17 protein-coding genes are annotated in these 17,397 nt (G+C 62.9%); 6 read left to right on the forward strand and 11 right to left on the reverse strand.

Annotation, left to right across the window (positions count from 1 at the left end):
- Positions 1-11: 11 nt before the first annotated feature.
- On the reverse strand, positions 12-932 hold the full coding sequence (gene prpB, locus BJP08_RS09335; protein ID WP_071569326.1) for a methylisocitrate lyase: 921 nt from the start codon (positions 930-932) through the stop codon (positions 12-14).
- 1 nt (position 933) lies between these two features.
- A complete protein-coding gene (gene prpD / locus BJP08_RS09340; protein ID WP_071569327.1) occupies positions 934-2,445 on the reverse strand; it encodes a 2-methylcitrate dehydratase PrpD in 1,512 nt (503 codons plus the stop codon).
- A 189-nt stretch (positions 2,446-2,634) separates the two neighbouring features.
- Here prpD and BJP08_RS09345 point away from each other — a divergent pair, with 189 nt between their 5' ends.
- A complete protein-coding gene (locus BJP08_RS09345; protein WP_071569328.1) occupies positions 2,635-3,942 on the forward strand; it encodes a short-chain fatty acyl-CoA regulator family protein in 1,308 nt (435 codons plus the stop codon).
- On the opposite strand, the gene BJP08_RS09350 is transcribed toward BJP08_RS09345, so the two are convergent.
- The 4 genes from BJP08_RS09350 to upp form a co-directional block, all read right to left on the reverse strand.
- Positions 3,939-5,345 (reverse strand): NAD(P)H-quinone dehydrogenase, encoded by a 1,407-nt coding sequence (locus BJP08_RS09350; RefSeq protein ID WP_071569329.1) that lies wholly within the window; start codon positions 5,343-5,345, stop codon positions 3,939-3,941. The genes BJP08_RS09345 and BJP08_RS09350 overlap by 4 nt on opposite strands.
- Positions 5,346-5,436: 91 nt before the next feature.
- Positions 5,437-6,615, reverse strand: a complete 1,179-nt coding sequence (locus tag BJP08_RS09355; RefSeq protein WP_071569330.1) for an amidohydrolase — start codon at positions 6,613-6,615, stop codon at positions 5,437-5,439.
- A gap of 51 nt (positions 6,616-6,666) precedes the next feature.
- On the reverse strand, positions 6,667-7,023 hold the full coding sequence (locus tag BJP08_RS11225) for a helix-turn-helix domain-containing protein (protein ID WP_255364816.1): 357 nt from the start codon (positions 7,021-7,023) through the stop codon (positions 6,667-6,669).
- A 61-nt stretch (positions 7,024-7,084) separates the two neighbouring features.
- Positions 7,085-7,720, reverse strand: a complete 636-nt coding sequence (gene upp, locus BJP08_RS09365; protein WP_071569331.1) for a uracil phosphoribosyltransferase — start codon at positions 7,718-7,720, stop codon at positions 7,085-7,087.
- A 7-nt stretch (positions 7,721-7,727) separates the two neighbouring features.
- Between upp and BJP08_RS09370 the strand changes: the two genes are divergently transcribed.
- From BJP08_RS09370 to BJP08_RS09385, 4 genes are all read left to right on the forward strand, one after another.
- Positions 7,728-8,063, forward strand: a complete 336-nt coding sequence (locus tag BJP08_RS09370; protein WP_143110091.1) for a hypothetical protein — start codon at positions 7,728-7,730, stop codon at positions 8,061-8,063.
- Positions 8,063-9,025: a C40 family peptidase gene (locus tag BJP08_RS09375; RefSeq protein ID WP_083428500.1), complete on the forward strand. Its 963-nt coding sequence runs from the start codon at positions 8,063-8,065 to the stop codon at positions 9,023-9,025. Before BJP08_RS09370 ends, BJP08_RS09375 begins: the two co-directional genes overlap by 1 nt.
- A 12-nt stretch (positions 9,026-9,037) precedes the next feature.
- Positions 9,038-10,276 (forward strand): hypothetical protein, encoded by a 1,239-nt coding sequence (locus BJP08_RS09380; RefSeq protein ID WP_071569333.1) that lies wholly within the window; start codon positions 9,038-9,040, stop codon positions 10,274-10,276.
- A 66-nt stretch (positions 10,277-10,342) separates the two neighbouring features.
- On the forward strand, positions 10,343-11,428 hold the full coding sequence (locus tag BJP08_RS09385) for a trimeric intracellular cation channel family protein (protein ID WP_071569334.1): 1,086 nt from the start codon (positions 10,343-10,345) through the stop codon (positions 11,426-11,428).
- On the opposite strand, the gene BJP08_RS09390 is transcribed toward BJP08_RS09385, so the two are convergent.
- Complete coding sequence (locus BJP08_RS09390; RefSeq protein ID WP_071569335.1) at positions 11,425-12,114, reverse strand: VIT family protein; 690 nt, start codon at positions 12,112-12,114, stop codon at positions 11,425-11,427. The genes BJP08_RS09385 and BJP08_RS09390 overlap by 4 nt on opposite strands.
- 88 nt (positions 12,115-12,202) lie before the next feature.
- Between BJP08_RS09390 and BJP08_RS09395 the strand changes: the two genes are divergently transcribed.
- Positions 12,203-13,465 carry a D-alanyl-D-alanine carboxypeptidase family protein gene (locus tag BJP08_RS09395; protein ID WP_083428501.1) on the forward strand — a complete coding sequence of 421 codons (1,263 nt, stop codon included), beginning with the start codon at positions 12,203-12,205 and terminating at the stop codon, positions 13,463-13,465.
- Here the strand turns inward: BJP08_RS09395 and BJP08_RS09400 are convergent.
- The 4 genes from BJP08_RS09400 to BJP08_RS09415 form a co-directional block, all read right to left on the reverse strand.
- Positions 13,425-14,522, reverse strand: coding sequence for a YhjD/YihY/BrkB family envelope integrity protein (locus BJP08_RS09400; protein ID WP_071569336.1), 1,098 nt, complete (start codon positions 14,520-14,522; stop codon positions 13,425-13,427). The genes BJP08_RS09395 and BJP08_RS09400 overlap by 41 nt on opposite strands.
- A gap of 81 nt (positions 14,523-14,603) precedes the next feature.
- On the reverse strand, positions 14,604-15,611 hold the full coding sequence (gene trpS, locus BJP08_RS09405) for a tryptophan--tRNA ligase (protein WP_071569337.1): 1,008 nt from the start codon (positions 15,609-15,611) through the stop codon (positions 14,604-14,606).
- 43 nt (positions 15,612-15,654) lie between these two features.
- Entirely contained in the window at positions 15,655-16,434 is a 780-nt protein-coding gene (locus BJP08_RS09410) for a trimeric intracellular cation channel family protein (RefSeq protein WP_071569338.1), read from the reverse strand.
- A gap of 1 nt (position 16,435) precedes the next feature.
- Positions 16,436-17,353 (reverse strand): exodeoxyribonuclease III, encoded by a 918-nt coding sequence (locus BJP08_RS09415; RefSeq protein WP_071569579.1) that lies wholly within the window; start codon positions 17,351-17,353, stop codon positions 16,436-16,438.
- Positions 17,354-17,397: the final 44 nt, after the last annotated feature.

Here is a 17,397-nt window from a genome sequence, read left to right on the forward strand (position 1 = left end):
AGTACTAGGGACTACTCGAACGTGGACGAGTACGTGTCCTTCGAGTAGGTGAAGACGGACTGGTCAAACTGGTTGAAGTCTTCGTATTTGACCAGCTCGTACAGGCGGGACCTGTGCTGCATGCGGTCGAGCCACGGCTCCTGCGTGCCGGTTTCCGCGATGTCGCGCAGCATGGCCTCGGTCTGCCCCATCGCGAGGCGGAACGTGGTCACCGGCCAAATCACCGCGTTGTAGCCGAGGTCCTGCAGGGTGCCTGCGGAGAGCAGCTTGGTCTTTCCGAACTCGGTCATGTTCGCGAGCAACGGGATGTCGACGGCCTTGCGGAAGGTTTCGAAATCCTTCTCGGTGTAGAGCGCTTCGGTGAAGATGAGGTCAGCGCCAGCATCGGCGTAGGCCTTGGCGCGCTCGATCGCGGAGTCAATGCCTTCGATGCCAGCCGCGTCGGTGCGTGCGCAGATGACGAAAGCGTCGTCGTGGCGCTCCCGGACGGCGGCGCTGATGCGTCGGACCATCAGGTCACGCGGCACCACTTCCTTGCCGTCGAGGTGCCCACAGCGCTTCGGGTTGACCTGATCTTCCAGGTGAAGTGAAGCAAGCCCCGCGGCTTCGAACTCAGCCACGGTTCGTGCTGCGGACATCGGTTCGCCGAAGCCGGTGTCGGCGTCGATAAGCACTGGAAGGTTCGTCGCGCGGGCGATGTGTCCGCCGCGCTGCGCGACCTCCGTCAATGTGGTCAGCCCGATGTCCGGCAGGCCCAGGTCGTTGGCGAGTACCGCGCCGGAGACGTAGACGCCTTCGAAGCCACCGATGTCCTCGATGAGGCGGGCCGTCAACGGGTTGAATGCGCCGGGCAGTTTTGTAATTTCTGCGGACTCGAGTGAGGCCCGCAGCGCCAGTCGGCGCTCGTTCGGCGTTGTATCAGGAACAAACATTTTAGAAAATCCCTCCTGGAATTTGGGGCGCGTTGGCGTGCGCGTCTGCGTTGACCGTGATGTTGAGCTTGCTCAGGTCGGTGAGCTGCTCGAGGTTCTGCACATCCGCAAGGAAACGGTCCTGCTCTTCCTTATCGACGATCCCCTCCGCCAGCGTGCGGAACTTCTGGATGTACTGCTCACGGGCAAATGGGCGCGCCCCCAGCGGGTGCGCATCCGCCACGGCCATCTCGTCCTCGATGACGGTGCCGTCGTTGAAGGTGATGACGGCCTTCGCACCGAACGCCTTCTCGTTCGGGTCCTGCGAGTGGTAGCGGCGCGTCCACTCCGGGTCCTCCACAGTGGAGATCTTGTGCCACAGCGTGACCGTCTCAGGGCGGTTCGCGCGATCGGGTGCGTAGGAATCAACGTGGTGCCACGTGCCGTCCTCGAGTGCCACGGCGAAGATGTACATGATCGAGTGGTCGAGGGTCTCGCGAGATGCCTTCGGATCCATCTTCTGTGGGTCGTTCGCGCCGGTGCCGATGACGTAGTGGGTGTGGTGCGAGGTATGCAGCACGATGGACTCGATGTCGGCGGTGGACTTGCCTGCGTCCACAATGGTCTGCTTCATGCGTCGCGCCAGGTCGATCGGCGCCTGCGACTGGTACTCGGCCGAGTGCTCCTTGGTGTAGGTCTCCAGGATTGCGCGCTTCGCCTCACCGTCCGCCGGCAGCGGCACAACGTAGGTGCGCTCTGGGGAGTGCAGCATCCACGCGATGAAGCCGTCCTCGCCTTCCCAGATCGGTGCGGGTGCGCCCTCGCCGCGCATCGCGCGGTCAACGGCTTCGATGCCCATCTTGCCCGCGAATGCTGGGGCGGACGCCTTCCAGGAAGAGATGAGGCCCTTGCGGGACTGGCGCGTCGCCGTCGTGGTGTGCAGCGCCTGGCCAACCGCCTGATAGATGGTGTCGACGTCCAAGTCCAGCATGGTGCCCAGCCCAGCGGCAACCGACGGGCCAAGGTGCGCCACGTGGTCGATCTTCCACTCGTGCAGACACATGCCCTTCACCAGGTTGACCTGGATTTCGTAGCCGGTTGCGATACCGCGGATCAGCGCCTTGCCGTCGAGCCCCTTGTGCTGTGCGACTGCGAGAATCGGCGGAATGTTGTCGCCCGGGTGAGAGTACTCCGCTGCAAGAAAGGTGTCGTGAAAGTCCAGCTCGCGGACCGCGGTACCGTTCGCAAACGCGGCCCACTCTGCGGAGTAGGCACCGTCGACACCAAAGATCTGCGCGCCACCCTCGGCAACCGGGTGCGCCTCCGCCATCACGCGGGCGGTGGCGACTGGGCGGCGACCGTAGGAAGCAACAGCGACCGCGGCGTTGTCGATGATGCGATTAATGATCATCTCGGCTGTCTCTGCAGGAACCTCTACCGGGTCTGCCGCAACCTTTGCAATCTTGTATGCGAGGTGCTCTTCAATCGGGAAATCTTCTGCCGAACGGTGCGTGCGCACATTGTGTTCGATCATCTCGGCTCCTTCGTCTTTTGCTGAAGTTCCGCATCTGCGAAACGTTGTCGATGTTGCAGCTCATACTAAGAAGCAAAATGTGATGCGGGCCATGATTTTTGCCTGTAAACTTCTGCGTACAAATTCAATTGACTCTGCAAACCCTGCTAACTGCGCTGCATAGACACACAAAACCGAGGAAAAGCACTCATGACAAAGCTGTACGCGGGGGCAAAGATACAGACGCTCCGCCGTGAACTCGAACTCACACAAGGGGAAATGGCCCGCCGAATCGACATCTCAACGAGCTATCTCAACCAGCTCGAAAACGACCAGCGTCCCCTCACCGTCAGTGTGCTCCTCCAACTCACCAACGTGTTTCAGCTCTCCCCCACCTTCTTCTCCCCCGACGAAGACCAACGTGTGGTCAACGAGCTGTCCGAACTCCTCCCGCGCATTCCACAACCGCAACTGCACGAGTTCGCACAGCGCTTCCCCGACATCGCAAATACCCTCCGGGCGCTGCCCTCTCCCGAAACAGCCGACCCCGAACATCCCCACGCGTTAGTCCGCGAGTTCTTCCAAAACCACAAGAACTACTTCCACGAACTCGACGTCGCAGCCGAACAGCTCGCCGCGCACACCGCGAACCGACAACTGCGACTGACCCGGCTCGCCGCGACCTTCGACCGCGAATACGGCATCCAAGTGCGCTTCAACCAGTACGCCCACGGCCCCCGCTCTACCCTGCAACACAATCAGCGCGAGATCCGCCTACGCACCGGCCTGACCGAAGCGCAGCAGTGCTTCGAACTCGCCTACCACTACGGCCGCACCGCGTTCGCCGCACTCATCGACGAATACGTGCGCGACACCTTCAATGAGGCAACACAACCCGAACCCGTTCAACTTGCCCGCCACGGGCTGGCGCAGTACTTCGCCGCGGCCGTCACCATGCCCTACGCCGAACTCCTTCAGGCCGCCGAGGAAACCCGCTACGACATCGACGTCATCTCAGCGCGCTTCGGCACCGGCTTCGAGTCCACCTGCCAACGCCTCGCCACCTTGCAGCGCCCCGGCGCGGAAGCAATCCCGTTCGTCTTCGTTCGCACAGACCGGGCAGGCAATATTTCGAAGCGCCAGTCGTCGACCGCGTTTCACTTCTCACGCCATGGCGGGGGCTGCCCCTTGTGGGTCGTGCACCGCGCGTTTGAAACCTCGAACAGGGTGACGCGCCAGGTCGCCGTCATGCCGGACGGGCGGACCTACTTGTGGATCGCCCGCATGGTGCAGGGCCCCGTCGTCGGTTTCGACTCCCCGCGCCGGGAGCACGCGGTGGTGTTGGGCTGCGATATCGCGTTCGCCCAACGCATGATCTACGCCGACGGGCTGAACATCTCCCCCGAGTCGGCGACAAAAATTGGCCCCGGCTGCGCTACCTGCCCGCGCACATCGTGCCCGCAGCGAGCGTTTCCGGGGCCACCGAGCTCTCACCCGGGTACCGAGGTCGGGTACTAGTCCAGATCGGACTTAGCAATCAGCCTGCGTGCCGCCTCTGTAATCGAACCGGACAGGGACGGGTACACCGCCATCGAATTCGCCAGCTGACGCACAGTCAGGTCGTTCGCCACCGCGATGGTCAGCGACAGGATCAACTCCGAGGCAGTCGGGGCGACAATCACGCCACCGAGCACCTGGCCGGAACCCTTGCGGGCAAAAATCTTCACAAAACCATGCTGGAGGGAGCGCATCTTCGCGCGAGGGTTCGTCGCCAAGTCCAGCTTGTAGATGTCCGCGTCGACCTCGCCGTCGGTGATCTGCTGCTGCGTCACGCCAACCGCTGCGATCTCCGGTCGGGTAAAGACCGCGTTGCCCACCGTCTTCAAACGCACCGGCGAAACCCCCTCACCCAGGGCGTGGTCGACGGCAATGCGACCCTGCTGCGCTGCGACGGATGCCAGCGGCATCAGGTCACTGCAGTCGCCCGCGGCGTAAATGCCAGCGACGTTGGTGCGCGACACGCGGTCAACAACGATGTGGCCCGACGGCGCGACTTCCACACCGGCTGCCTCCAGGTTGAGGTCCGCCGTATTCGGAATTGAACCAATGGACATCATCACGTGCGAGCCGGTAATTTCGCGCCCGTCCGTCGTGCGGACCACCACGCCGTCGCCGGTATTCGTCACGGACTCCACACGGGCATGCTTCTCCAGGTGCACGCCACGGCCAGCGAGTACGTCTTCGAGCACGTCAGCGGCATCGGCGTCGTCGTGCGGCAGGATGCGGTCGCGCGACGCCACCATGGTCACCTTGACACCAAGCTCAGCAAACGCAGAAACAAACTCGGCGCCAGTCACGCCGGAACCGACCACGATCAGGTGCGTCGGCATCTCCTGCAGGCTGTACATCTGGCGCCAGTTCAGGATGCGCTCACCGTCCGGCTCAGCGCCCGGCAGCACGCGCGGATTCGCGCCGGTGCACACCAGCACCATGTCGCAGTCGATGGTCTCGGTGTCGTTGCCCTCGCAGCACACCTCCACGCGGTGCGTGGTGTGTCCAACCTGCTGGTCAGCGAACCGTGCGCGCCCCTGAATGAGGCGCACACCGCGCTGCTCTAGCTGCTTCTTAATGTCACTCGACTGCTTCTCCGCCAGCGCGATCACACGCTCATTGAGGGCACTCAACGAAAGCTGGGCCTCACCCAGTCCGTGGTTGAGGCCCATATCGTCTGCACGACGAAGGTCGGTCTTGATGTTGGCTCCGGCAATGAAGCCCTTCGAAGGGACAACGTCTTTGCGGATAGCGGAGCCGCCCAAACCGTTGTCTTCCACGATGGTGATATCGGCCCCGTACTTTGATGCGACCAGCGCGGCCTCGTAACCAGCCGGCCCTCCGCCAATAATGACGATCTTCTTCGACACCTACATACTCCTCAACGGTCTTCGTCGTTCACACAAATACTTGACTATTCTACACCGCCGTACGCTGCTTCGATACCCACCAAAAGTTGCACTAGCTGAGGTTTTCCGCATATTTTTCGACGACCCCTCCGAACAACCGCACCCCCACCTCAAGGGCACGCTCATCAATATTGAGATCGCCCTGATGCAGGTCCTGCATCTCCCCCTCACCGCTCCACGCACCAAGCCTGAACATCGCCCCCGGCACGTGCTCCAGGTACCAGGAGAAGTCCTCGCCGCCGGATGACTGCGGCGCGGTCACCACCGCGTGGGGGTCGATCCTGCGGCCTGCTTGAACTCCGAGTGCGGTCGCGGCGTCATCATTGAGCACCGGCGGCACGCCGCGCATGTAGTCCAGGTGGTACGTGCATCCGGTCGGCGCGACCACCAGGTCAATCAGGTCGGTGACCAGGTCTTCGAGGATGCGCCACGTCCCGATATCTGCCGTTCGCAGCGTGCCCAGCAGCTCACCAGTCTTCGGGATGGCGTTCGCCGCATCTCCCGACTCCACGTGCCCGAACACCAGCACCGTGCCCGTCCGCGGGTCGACCCGGCGCGACAGCAGCGCAGGCAGCTGCGTGATCAGCGCCCCGAGCGCGTACACGACATCCGCCGAGAGCTGCGGGCGCGACGTGTGCCCACCCGGCCCGTTGACGGTAATGCGCAGCACATCCGACGCGGACGTGATCGCGCCCGTGCGCACACCGACTTGCCCCACGCGCAGTTTCGGTTCGGCGTGGAGGGCAAAAATACTCGCGACGTCCTGCAGCGCACCCCACTCGATGACGTCGAGTGCCCCGCCGTTCATGACTTCCTCCGCCGGTTGGAAGATGATGCGCACGCCGAGCGGCAGCTGGATCGTCGATAAGGCACACGCGAGTGCGAGCACCACCGTCGTGTGCACATCATGCCCGCACGCGTGGGAAACACCCGGGTGCTGCGATGCGAACGGCAGGCCTGTCTGCTCCGGTACTTTCAGGGCATCGATATCGCCGCGGAACGCGAGCCGCTTACCGTCCTTCGGCCCCAGGTCAACGTAGAGACCGGTGCCCGGAAAGAGAACCGGCTCCAGGCCGTGCTCACGCAGCACCTTCGCGATGAACTCTGTGGTGGCGAATTCCTGGTTAGAAAGCTCAGGGAACGAGTGAAAATGACGGCGCCATTCCACCATCGTCGAGTGGTGTTCCTGGACCCATTGGTCTACCGCGCGCGCAATTCCTCCGGCCGTCATTGTGTTGCTCACCCTTCACCCAGCATTTGTGCGCGTGGCTCCCACTGCGCCTTATTGTGGCACTGATTCTACGCCCATCTCCACCGAATCTTGCGACTTGGAGTGTTCCGCCTCCTGCTCCTCGTCGGCCGGCAGCAGCTGGAGCGGCGAAACATCGAGCGCGGCGGCGATCCTGTAGATCGTCGAAAGCGTGGGGTCAGCAGCCCTATTTCTGTTGTAGCTGTTGCGCTCCAAGTTGGACAGCAGGGACCGCGAGATCCCCGCGCGCTCCGCCAGGTACGCCTGCGATAACCCCTGCATGGTGCGCAGGGCGCGAATTCTCTCCCCTAATGCAAACGCGTAGCTGGCCCAGTACTGGTCCGAATCAACATCCGAAAACCGTGCGCCTAAACTCCCCTGGAAGAACACGTATACCCCCTCGTGTACGTAGCAAACTTCCGGTGATTATACCCGACGCACGGCGTTTTGCCTAGAGGTCAATGTTGCGTGGCCCGTATAACCTGTCTCCGGCGTCACCAAGGCCCGGCACGATGTACGCATCCTCATTCAACCCTGGGTCAATAACGGCAGTGATCAGCCGCACTGACCCACCATGCTGCTTCAACTTATCGACGCCCGGCTGCGCACTGACCATGCACACACAAGTAATGTCGTCTGCCCCGCGGCCCTCCAACAATTCGATCGCGTGGATGAGGGAACCCCCGGTTGCCAGCATCGGGTCGACCAGGAACACAGGCTGACCGGACAGGTCATCGGGCAACGCCTCGAGGTACGGAACCGGCTGGTGGGTCTTCTCGTCGCGTGCCATGCCGATGAAGCCGACCTGTGCGTCCGGGATCATGGACAGTGCGGGGTCAATCATGCCGAGGCCGGCACGAATAATGGGAACAATGATTGGGGGTTTTTCCAAACGAACGCCGGTGGCGGTTGCTACCGGAGTTTTGGTTTCAAACGTTTCGGTTTTCAGGTCACGCGATGCTTCATAAATCAGCATCGCCCCCAGGTCAGCGAGTGCGGCGCGAAACGCAGTGTTGTCGCTTCGCTCGTCACGCATCAGTGTCAGGCGGGAGGCTGCCAGGGGGTGGTCAACAACGGTAATTTCCATAACTCACATGGTAATTGAAATTCGCAGGGAACCGATTACTGACTCCGTGCGTCCAACTCATATGACTACTTTCGCTTTTGACCAATCAACCATCCATTCGCACGCTGATTCATTACGTGACGACGCGGCTGCGCTGCAACCGTTGCCCAACGTTCCAGTGCCAAATGTGTGGCCACTCGCGGAGTTCAGCCAGGCACTCTCGCAAGCAGTAGAGCAGGAAAACGCGCGAAGCGAGGCCCTCAGTGAGGAAGCAAGTCGCGTTGCGTTCGCGATGCTCAAAGCGGTGCAAGCCGCCATCAGTGTCGATGAGCGCTTCAGCCAGCGGCTTCAGGCGGTGCTGTGATGGCTGCACTAGCTGCGGGCATTGACCCGATCGCGGCAGCGCAGCTCATTCTGCGACACGTTCCTGCCCCACTTCCCCAACTTCCGTCCCTTTCCACTCCTGACTTTTCCGACATCGAGCCTTTGGCCGCGTTCGTGGGAGCTCACCCTGCGGGCCAAGTATTGCGCAATGCCGCCAACTTGCTGGGGAAAGATCGCGACACCATTGTCAAGGTGTTCGGCCAGGCGAGCGGCCTCGTGTTCTTTGCTGCTAAGGACTTAAGCGGCATCGTGGTTGATCTCATCAGAGCAACCCAGCCGCTCATACCACTGCTGCTCAACCCCGCAACTGCGATCGCAGCGGGGATCGATATCGCCGCCCAGGTCGCGTTTGCGGTCACCCGGGCTGGGTTCACGCTCAACGGACTGGCGAACGATCTCACCCCGCTGGCCAAGCAGCTGACGGAAATTGTCGCCCACGCCGCGAGCCAGCCAGCTATTGCGGCAAATGCTCGGGCGAAGGCCGCCATGCACGAGCTCGAGCGCCACATCACTGCGCGCGACATCGCCCCTCCGAAGCAGGAAATCACGCAGCTTGCCGCTGTGCAGCAGGCGGGGCCTCCGCCCGCTCGGGGAGGCTCGGCAGCAGGTGAGGCTGCGGTTGCGGCGGCGAAGCAGCAGCTCGGCACCAGGTACGCATGGGGTGGATCTGCTCCGGGCGGGTTCGACTGCTCCGGACTGACCAGCTGGGCCTACCGCCAGGCCGGGGTGGAGCTCCCTCGCCTTGCACAGGAGCAAAACATTGGGCAGCAGGTTCGCTACGAAGACCTGCAGCCTGGCGACCTGGCGGTGTGGGACGGGCACGTCGCGATGTACGCCGGCGACGGAATGCTCATCGAAGCCGGCGACCCGGTTCAGATGAATCCAGTGCGGACAGAAAACATGGGAATGGCCTTCAAAGGTTTCTGGCGCCCGACAGCGTGATAGATTTGCTGCATGATTACCCGTGCTATTTTGCCCGTCAAGCTTTCACTGACCGACGGCGATTTCTACACCCTGTGGGCGCCAACCTGGAAGGAGCACGGCTCCGAGTGGCAGGCCTTTTTCGGCGATGAAAACTCGGTGCTCGTGTTCGAATCCCCCGAGGCGCTGCTCGCGTACATGAACAACACGCCGAAGCACGACCTTGCGGACCACCCGAAGTGGGAGCAGTTCTCCAACCAGGGCGACGACCGCGTTGTACCGAATGACAAGCAGTACTTCGACATCATCGGTGCGCCGGAGCTGCTTGCTGGCCGCCCGAGCCACGAGAACGTCTCGCACCTGTCCCGCGTGCTGCAGATTTCGCGCTCCCTCGCAGAGGTCTCAGCGGCAGAGCCTGCGCTGATTTTCTTCGCCTCCCACTCAATTCTGGGCAATGTCAACCGCGGCTCGGACCATTACCAGGGTGAGAACGGCATGGACGAGTGGTCGGGCGTCGGCCGAGTCGTGCTGGCTAACTGGGAGGACGTAGTCAAGTCCCTCGATGAGTCGGTCCGCGTGGTGCCAACGGATTCCATCGACGCCGCTGCCGTCAGCGCCGCTGCCGCAGCCATTGAGGCCGCACAGCAGGCCCGCGAGGAGGCACAGCAGCAGGCTGCCGAGCAGGAACAGGCGGAGCAGGAATCGCAAGACCCTTACGACAACTCCGCGTGGGCGCGCGCCGGCATCGACCCGGTCAAGGTCTCTATCCAGGGCAAGAGCGTCTACACGCTGCGCACCTACCTGGGCTCCAACCCGGTATTTTTGGGCAAGTACGGCGAAATCTTCACCTTCCCGTCCACGAAGCACCTTGGCCGTTGGATCATCGAGAATGATGACCACGACCTGGCTGGCGTCGCCACCTGGCCTGACCTGGTCACCCTGGCTAACGCCGGCGAGCTCGAGGTCACCGTTCACCCGGACAACTCCTACTCGTTCAACGGCATCGCGCAGGACATCAAGCAGGGCGTTGATGCCGTCGATACCAAGCAGATGGCGAAGGCCTACGAGCTGCTTGCCGACGCCGCCGACTGGGCCAAGGACGACTCGCTCAATTCCTTCCTCCTGGCAAACCCACGTATGCAGGACTACCTGGCATACATGCTCGGCTCCACTGAAGCCGCAGGCTACGTCCCGTCCGCACCGTTTACGGATAAGGCTGAGGCGTGGAACGAGATGGAGCTGCAACTCATCAAGCGCTTCTCCAAGTTCTAGGCAAGTTCTAGGCGTTTCTGAGGCCGCCGAAGGCGCCGGAGCCCGGCACACGTAGAATGTGCCACCATGGACCAGGTCGATCCGTTAATCTCCGCTATCTATCGTTGGTTCGATGTCTCCGGTGTCTTGCTGATGGGCGTCATCGGTGGCACCATCGCGCGTCACCGCGGCTACGACATCATCGGGTTTTTCTTCATCGCAATGCTCTCCGCCCTCGGCGGGGGCATGCTTCGCGACGTCCTCATCAACGAAGGCACCGTCGCCGCAATGAGCCAGCCGGAATACCTCATCCTGGCGTTTACCGGCGCGGTGATCGCGCGGTTCACCTACTTCAAGGGGCGGGCGTGGAGCGTGCTGGAAAGCCATGGCGACGCCTTCGTCTCCGCGCTGTGGGCGGCAACGGGGGCGTCGAAAGCCCTGGCGTACGGGTTGCCTGTCCTGCCATCCATCATGATGGGCGTGTTCACCGCGACGGGCGGCGGCATGATCCGCGACGTCGTCACTGGGCGGGAGCCAAGTGTCTTCGGCAACAACCAACCGACAGTCATTCCGGCTGTGGCCTGCTCCGTCATCGTGCTGCTTGGCCACGCCACCGGACACATGGCGATCGGGATAGTACTTGGCCCGATTGCCAGCTTCGCGCTGTTCCTGCTCGGCTACTACGGCAACTGGCGAATCTCCACGAACTCGGAGTTCGCTCCGGTGAACCAGACCGCGGCGCACCTCGCGGAGCTGGCGCGGAAGGCGGAGCGGCGCTCACGCACCATCGCGCGCGAACTCGAACCGACCCGCGTGCGTTCCTGGCGCCACCGACAGATGGAGAAGGCACTCCAGCGCAGGATCGAATCGGAAGTCAAACGTGGCAAAGGCCGTTCGGAGGCCGTCCACGAGGCGGACGCGTTCCTCCAGGAATTCACGTCTCAGTTCGAGGCGATCAACGTGGAGGACGGCCAGGATGTGGCGGAGGGGGCGTCGACAAGCGAGTCGTTGCTCGACGGCATCGGGATGGACCTCTCCGGCGACTCCTATGACGAAGAGCACCACCTGGATCAGACCGCGAGCAAGATGCTGGACATGATCCTGCAGGATGACAAACTCACCGACGAACTCATCGAGCGGCTGGTCAAACAGTACGAGGCCCGCAACTCCTAGAGAGCCGTGGTGCCGAAGACCCAGCCGGCGCCGAAGGTGATGGCAAGGCCGAGTGCGCCACCGATAACCAGGCGCAACACGGCGCGCGTCACGCTCGCACCGCCGATGCGCGCAGAGACCGCGCCCGTCGCCGCCAGCGCCGCGAGTGTCACGATGAACGTCGAGGCCACGCGCCACGAGTCCGGCGGAAGCAGCACCGCCGCCAGCGGCAACAGCGCGCCGAGGAAGAAAGAAATGAACGACGCGATAGCGGCCGACCACGGGTTCGCCAGGTCGTCCTCGTCGATGCCGTAGTGCATTTCCAGGTGGGCCTTGATGGGGTCCTCGGCGGTGCGTTCCTTCGCCACCCTCAACGCCGTCTTCGAGCTCAGCCCGGACGCGACGTAGCCTGCCACGAGGTGCTCGAACTCCTCGTGCGGGTCCTCCTTGTGCAGCTCGAGCTCGCGCTCAATGAAGGCATTTTCCATGTCTCGCTGTGAGGACACGGACACGTACTCGCCGAGCGCCATCGAGACCGCGCCGCCGATCAGCGCGGCGATGCCCGCCGTAGCGATCGCGGGAACGTTCGGGGTAGCACCCGCGACGCCGACGACCACCGCGGCTGTCGACACGATGCCGTCATTCGCGCCGAGCACCGCCGCGCGCAGCTTGTTCAGCCGCTCATTCATGCCTTCAACTGCAACCATGCACTACATGGTGGTCCAAATAAGACACCTGCGCAACGAAGCGCAGCCTCACCAATATCGCGGGTGACCTGGCGTACGATGGCCTGCGATGAACACTGCAAAACGGATCGCAGGCGCCGTGTGCGCGCCCCTGTGCCTCGCCCTCGTCGCCCCTGCCGCGCTGGCAGTCGCGGAGGATACGACAACCACAACGTCGGTCACTCCCCGCCCCGGGTTTTACGACGACTACGGCAACTGGGTGCCGCCTGTCCGCGTCCACGCGCCGGACACAAACAACTGCGAGCGCTCCCTGTGGCCTCCCGAACCGGTATCGACGTCCGAAGCCCGCGAAACCGAAACCCTCCAGCCCCTCCCCGTGCGCTACCAGGGACCGTGCGGCATCGAAGCACCCGAGGGGTTCCACGTCGACGAGGGGGTGCTCGCGTCCGCGTGGCTCGTCGCCAACCTCGATACCGGCGACGTGATCGCGATGAAGGATCCGCACGGCAGGTACAGGCCGGCGTCGATTATCAAGGTGCTGCTCGCGCTCGTGGCAATTGACGAGCTGCCCCGCGAGCAGCGCGTGGTTGTCAGCGAAGAATCCGCCGGTCAGGAAGGCTCCGCCGTCGGTATCGGCGCAGGTGGCGAGTACACAGTCGACGACCTGCTGCACGGCTTACTCATGGCATCGGGCAACGACGCCGCCCACGCCCTCGCCCAGGCGCTCGGCGGTGACGACGCCACCCTGACAAAGATCAACGCGAAAGCCCGAGCGCTCGGCATGACGGATACGCGCGCAACCTCCTACTCCGGCCTGGACCGCGCCGGAATGTCTACCTCGGCGTGGGACATGGCGCTCGCCTACCGGGCGGCGTTTTCCAACCCGACGTTCGCCGAGATCGCGGACACCGCCTCCTACCCGTTCCCGGGCTACGGCGACATCCCGGGTTACGAGCTGTGGAACGACAACCAGCTCTACCTCAACGACCCTGACGGCATCGGTGGCAAGACCGGCTATACCGACGACGCGAACCACACCTTTGTCGGCGCTGTTAACCACGAAGGCGCGCGGCTGGTGGCAGTCGTGCTTGATACGACGGTGGACAAGATGCGCGCGTGGCAGCAGGCGCAGGCGCTCCTCCATGAGTCCTATGCATACGCCTCCGATCGCGCTACCCACGTGGCGTCGCTGAACCCCGTCGAGGAAACCCCAACGACGCCACAGCCGACCGATGTTGGCCCCGAGAAGGAGGAAAGCCAGGGTGGCATTCCCTGGCTTTCCATCGCGCTCGTCGGCGGCGTGCTGGTGGTTACCGCACTCGCCGTCGCGCTTAGTTTCGCGTCAGCAAAGAAGCGATCCCGACGCCAATAGCACCAATCGCCGCACCGACACCCAGCGCCTTGCCCGATGCCGAGGCGCTGCTAGCCGGGTCCTGGTATGCGCCCGCGCGCACGTTGATAATCGCGGACTCCGGGACCTCAACCGGCTCGAGCTCCAACGACTCCTCTGTAGTTGCGGTCCAGGCAGAAACGTAGAGCACAACGCGCCAGATGAGATAGAGCACCACCATCAGCGCAATCACTGGGCCGAAGATCGCGCCGGCTGGGTTGCCCGTCGCCGAGCTGACGATCACGGTTGCGAACTGCTTCACCAGCTCGAACGCGACCGCGCCGAGCAGCGCGCCCTTCAAGCCGGACTTCATCGGCACCTTCGTGCGCGGCATGTACGTGACCATCCACCACATCACCAGGAAGTTCGCCAGCACACCGACCAACAGGCCGACGGCCCACACCACGAGGCGGGCCCCCGGGAAGTCGCCGAGACCGAAGTGCTCCATCGCCTGCGAGGTCCACGAGGAGGCACCGATGGCGGTCACACCGAACGCCACGATGAACAGCACGATGAGGCCAATGAGGCCGAGCAGGTCTGTCAACTTCTTCACGACGAAGTTTCCACCATCATTCGCGTCAAGGTTCCACATCGCCGAAATGCCCACACGGAGATTGTTCATCCAGCCCAAGCCGGACCAGAGGGTTGTGAGCAAACCGACGCCTGCGACGGCGCCGCGCTGATCAATCGCGGCCTGCAGCAGCTCGTTGACGGTATCGCCCAGCCCACCTTCGAGGTTCTCGGTGATCTGGTCCTGCACCTGCTGCATGATGTCCGGACGCCCGTTCAAAAACATACCGAGCGCAGCGAACAGCAGCATCGCCAGCGGGAAGAGCGACAGGACAGAAAAGTACGTAATACCTGCAGAAAGCTGGTTACCGCCCTGCGCGGAGAAACGCTCGTTCATCCGCATCAGGTGGCCAACCGCCGGGGCCTTCTTCGCGATCTCGTCCGCAGCGCCCTCTGTTTGCTGCTTCGTAGCTCGCTCAATACCCTGCCGGTCGGTGTACTCCGTCTGTGGCGACGTCGACGTGGCCATCACAGTCCCTTCCCTACGTTTGGTTAGTTACGCTAAGCACACCATCGTAGAGGAAAGGTCCACGATCTAGCCACCGAATTATTAGGCTCCGGCCAGGAACCCGACTTTCTCGTAGACGTCTTTGACCAACGGCGCCGCGATTTCTCGGGCGCGCTGCGCTCCGTCTGCGAGGATGCGTTCCAGTTGCGCGCGGTCGTTCATGAGCTCGTCGTAGCGGGCGCGAAGTGGCGTCGTAAAGGCTTCGAGTGCATCCGCCGTATCCACCTTCAGTGCGCCGTAACCCTTGCCCTCGTAGCTGGCCACCAGCGAGTCGATCGGGGTGCCGGTCAGCGCCGACTGGATCACCAGCAGATTGGATACGCCGGGCTTGTTCTCCTTGTCGTAGGCGACGACGCCATCGTCGTCCGTCACCGCGGAACGAATCCGCTTCGCGGACACCTTCGGATCATCCAGCAGGTTGATCAGACCCTTCGGGTTCTGCCCAGACTTGCTCATCTTCGACGTCGGATCCTGCAGGTCATAAATCTTTGCCGAGCCTTCCGGAATCAGGCCCTCAGGCACCACGAACGTGGAGCCGTAGCGGGAGTTGAAGCGCTCAGCGAGCGTGCGGGTCAGCTCGAGGTGCTGGCGCTGGTCCTCACCAACCGGCACGAGCTGCGGCGAGTACAGCAAAATGTCGGCAGCCATCAGCACCGGGTAGGTGAACAGGCCGACCGAGGTGCGGTCCTGGCCCTGCTTCTGGCTCTTGTCCTTAAACTGCGTCATGCGGCTGGCCTCGCCGAAGCCGGTGAGGCACTGCAGCACCCAGGTCAGCTCCGTGTGCTCCGGCACATGCGACTGCACAAAGAGCGTGGACTTCTCAGGATCAATCCCGAGCGCGATCAACTGCGCGCAGCCCGCGATAGTGCGCTCACGCAGCTCCTCCGGATCCTGGTCGACCGTAATGGCGTGCAGGTCGGGGATGAAATAGAACGCGTCGTACCCGTCTTGTAGGTCAATCCACTGCTTCAGCGCCCCAAGGTAGTTGCCGAGGTGGTAGGAATCTGCCGTGGGTTGAATACCGGAAAGTACGCGCTGTTTTTCAGTCATGCCTACTTACTGTAGACCGGAACACGCGCGTGCGGTACCTGCCCTATTCCTTGTCCGGTTCCTCGTCGGACTTAGGATCGGGGCGTCGGATGCGTTTGATGCCCCGGTACACCTGGCGCGCACCGGGCACCATCCGCGCACGGCGGTAGAAGTACGAGGTCAGCGCGTACTTCGGATCGATTTCGGCGACGCGATCGTCGTCGTACACATAGATCGGCAGTGACCAGCCCCGCTTCAGCGAAATCAGGCGAACGCCGAGCACCAGCAGCACGGTCACGATGACGTTGATCCACTCCGGGACCCCCGCCATCATCATCAGCCACCACGCCACGGTGCCGATGACCGCCGCCGATGCATACAGCTCCTTCCGGAACACGAGCGGCACCCGGTCGGAGAGGACGTCGCGAATGATGCCACCCGAGACACCCGTGGTGATCGCGGCCACGCACGCGATGATGAAGCCGTGGCCGTGCTCAATAGCGATTCGGATACCCACGACCACGAACGCGGCGAGCCCGATGGCGTCGGCAACTAAGAAGCCCCGGCGCAGCTGGTGCATGAGCCAACTAATGCGGACAGTCAGCACGGAGGCAACCACGACGAGCAGCAGGTACTCCGGCTTTTCCACCCACACCATCGGGTAGATACCCAGCAGCAGGTTGCGCACTGTGCCCCCGCCGAGCGCGGTCAACGCACCGAGGGTGACCACCCCGAAGAGGTCCATGCGCATGCGGCCCGCCGAGACGGCCGCGGTCATGGCCTCTGCAACGATTCCGATGATGAACAGCGCGGTGATGAGCTGATCAGTGCTGACTGCGTCCATATCAGATGTCGTACTCCACGATGAGTGGGGAGTGATCGGACCAGCGCTGCTCTACTGTCGGGGCCTTTTCCACCCAGCTGCGCTGCGCACGCTCCAGCATGGACTGTGTTGCTGCCTGGTAGTCGATGCGCCAGCCCGCGTTGTTGTTGAATGCCTGCCCGCGGTAGGTCCACCAGGTGTACGGTGCGTCTTCGGGCTGCAGGCGGCGCGCGACGTCGAACCACTGCGGGTTGTCATTCGCTTGTCGACGCCCCTCCGACGCATACTCCACCGCCCCAGCCCACCGGCTTGCCTCCTTGTCCTCGAGGTCCTGGGCCGTGGCGTCCGGGAACGCACCGAAGACGGAGTCCATGAACGCACGCTCGTCGGGCAGGAAGCCGGACTTCTTCCGGTTCGTCTTCCAGTTCTTGAGGTCTTCGCGACGGTGGCAGATGTTCCAGTCGCCAGCGATCACCATGTCTGGGTGCTGCGACGGCAGCTCCTCGAGCACCGGACTGAACTGGTCGAAGAAGCGGTACTTCTCATCCTGCTTGGCAGTCTCGGCAGCGCCCGACGGCAGGTAAAGCGACGCCACCCGCACACCATTTTCGAGGGTCGCCGCGATGAAACGCCCCGCATCTTCGAAGCCCGGGATACCAACGCTTACCTCAGATAGGGGGGTTCGTGACAGAATTCCCACACCCGCGCGGCCTTTCGCGCCCGGAGTCTCCGCCGGGGCGACCGCGAGATGCCACCCTTGCTCAAGCGCAGGCGCCAGCGCCTGCTCTGTTTGTTCCTGTGTTGCCCGCACTTCTTGCATCAACACGACGTCGACAGACGATGCGTCGAGCCATGCGTGCATCCCGTGGTTGAGCTCGTTGCGGACCTTCGTTGCCGCGCGGATTCCGTTGACGTTGACCGAAGCAATGCTTAAAACCATGCCCATGACCCTACCTTTCCCCGCTAATACAAGACACGCGGTAT

It is taken from the genome of Corynebacterium sp. NML140438, assembly GCF_001875725.1.
GTDB lineage: Bacteria > Actinomycetota > Actinomycetes > Mycobacteriales > Mycobacteriaceae > Corynebacterium.

Excerpts from the sequence above, each read along its gene's own strand:
- prpB (WP_071569326.1), bottom strand. The coding sequence starts at position 932 with ATGTTTGTTCCTGATACAACGCCGAACGAGCGCCGACTGGCGCTGCGG.
- prpD (WP_071569327.1), bottom strand. The coding sequence starts at position 2,445 with ATGATCGAACACAATGTGCGCACGCACCGTTCGGCAGAAGATTTCCCG.
- BJP08_RS09345 (WP_071569328.1), top strand. The coding sequence starts at position 2,635 with ATGACAAAGCTGTACGCGGGGGCAAAGATACAGACGCTCCGCCGTGAA.
- BJP08_RS09355 (WP_071569330.1), bottom strand. The coding sequence starts at position 6,615 with ATGACGGCCGGAGGAATTGCGCGCGCGGTAGACCAATGGGTCCAGGAA.
- upp (WP_071569331.1), bottom strand. The coding sequence starts at position 7,720 with ATGGAAATTACCGTTGTTGACCACCCCCTGGCAGCCTCCCGCCTGACA.
- BJP08_RS09370 (WP_143110091.1), top strand. The coding sequence starts at position 7,728 with ATGGTAATTGAAATTCGCAGGGAACCGATTACTGACTCCGTGCGTCCA.
- BJP08_RS09375 (WP_083428500.1), top strand. The coding sequence starts at position 8,063 with ATGGCTGCACTAGCTGCGGGCATTGACCCGATCGCGGCAGCGCAGCTC.
- BJP08_RS09380 (WP_071569333.1), top strand. The coding sequence starts at position 9,038 with ATGATTACCCGTGCTATTTTGCCCGTCAAGCTTTCACTGACCGACGGC.
- BJP08_RS09385 (WP_071569334.1), top strand. The coding sequence starts at position 10,343 with ATGGACCAGGTCGATCCGTTAATCTCCGCTATCTATCGTTGGTTCGAT.
- BJP08_RS09390 (WP_071569335.1), bottom strand. The coding sequence starts at position 12,114 with ATGGTTGCAGTTGAAGGCATGAATGAGCGGCTGAACAAGCTGCGCGCG.
- BJP08_RS09395 (WP_083428501.1), top strand. The coding sequence starts at position 12,203 with ATGAACACTGCAAAACGGATCGCAGGCGCCGTGTGCGCGCCCCTGTGC.
- BJP08_RS09400 (WP_071569336.1), bottom strand. The coding sequence starts at position 14,522 with ATGGCCACGTCGACGTCGCCACAGACGGAGTACACCGACCGGCAGGGT.
- trpS (WP_071569337.1), bottom strand. The coding sequence starts at position 15,611 with ATGACTGAAAAACAGCGCGTACTTTCCGGTATTCAACCCACGGCAGAT.
- BJP08_RS09410 (WP_071569338.1), bottom strand. The coding sequence starts at position 16,434 with ATGGACGCAGTCAGCACTGATCAGCTCATCACCGCGCTGTTCATCATC.
- BJP08_RS09415 (WP_071569579.1), bottom strand. The coding sequence starts at position 17,353 with ATGGTTTTAAGCATTGCTTCGGTCAACGTCAACGGAATCCGCGCGGCA.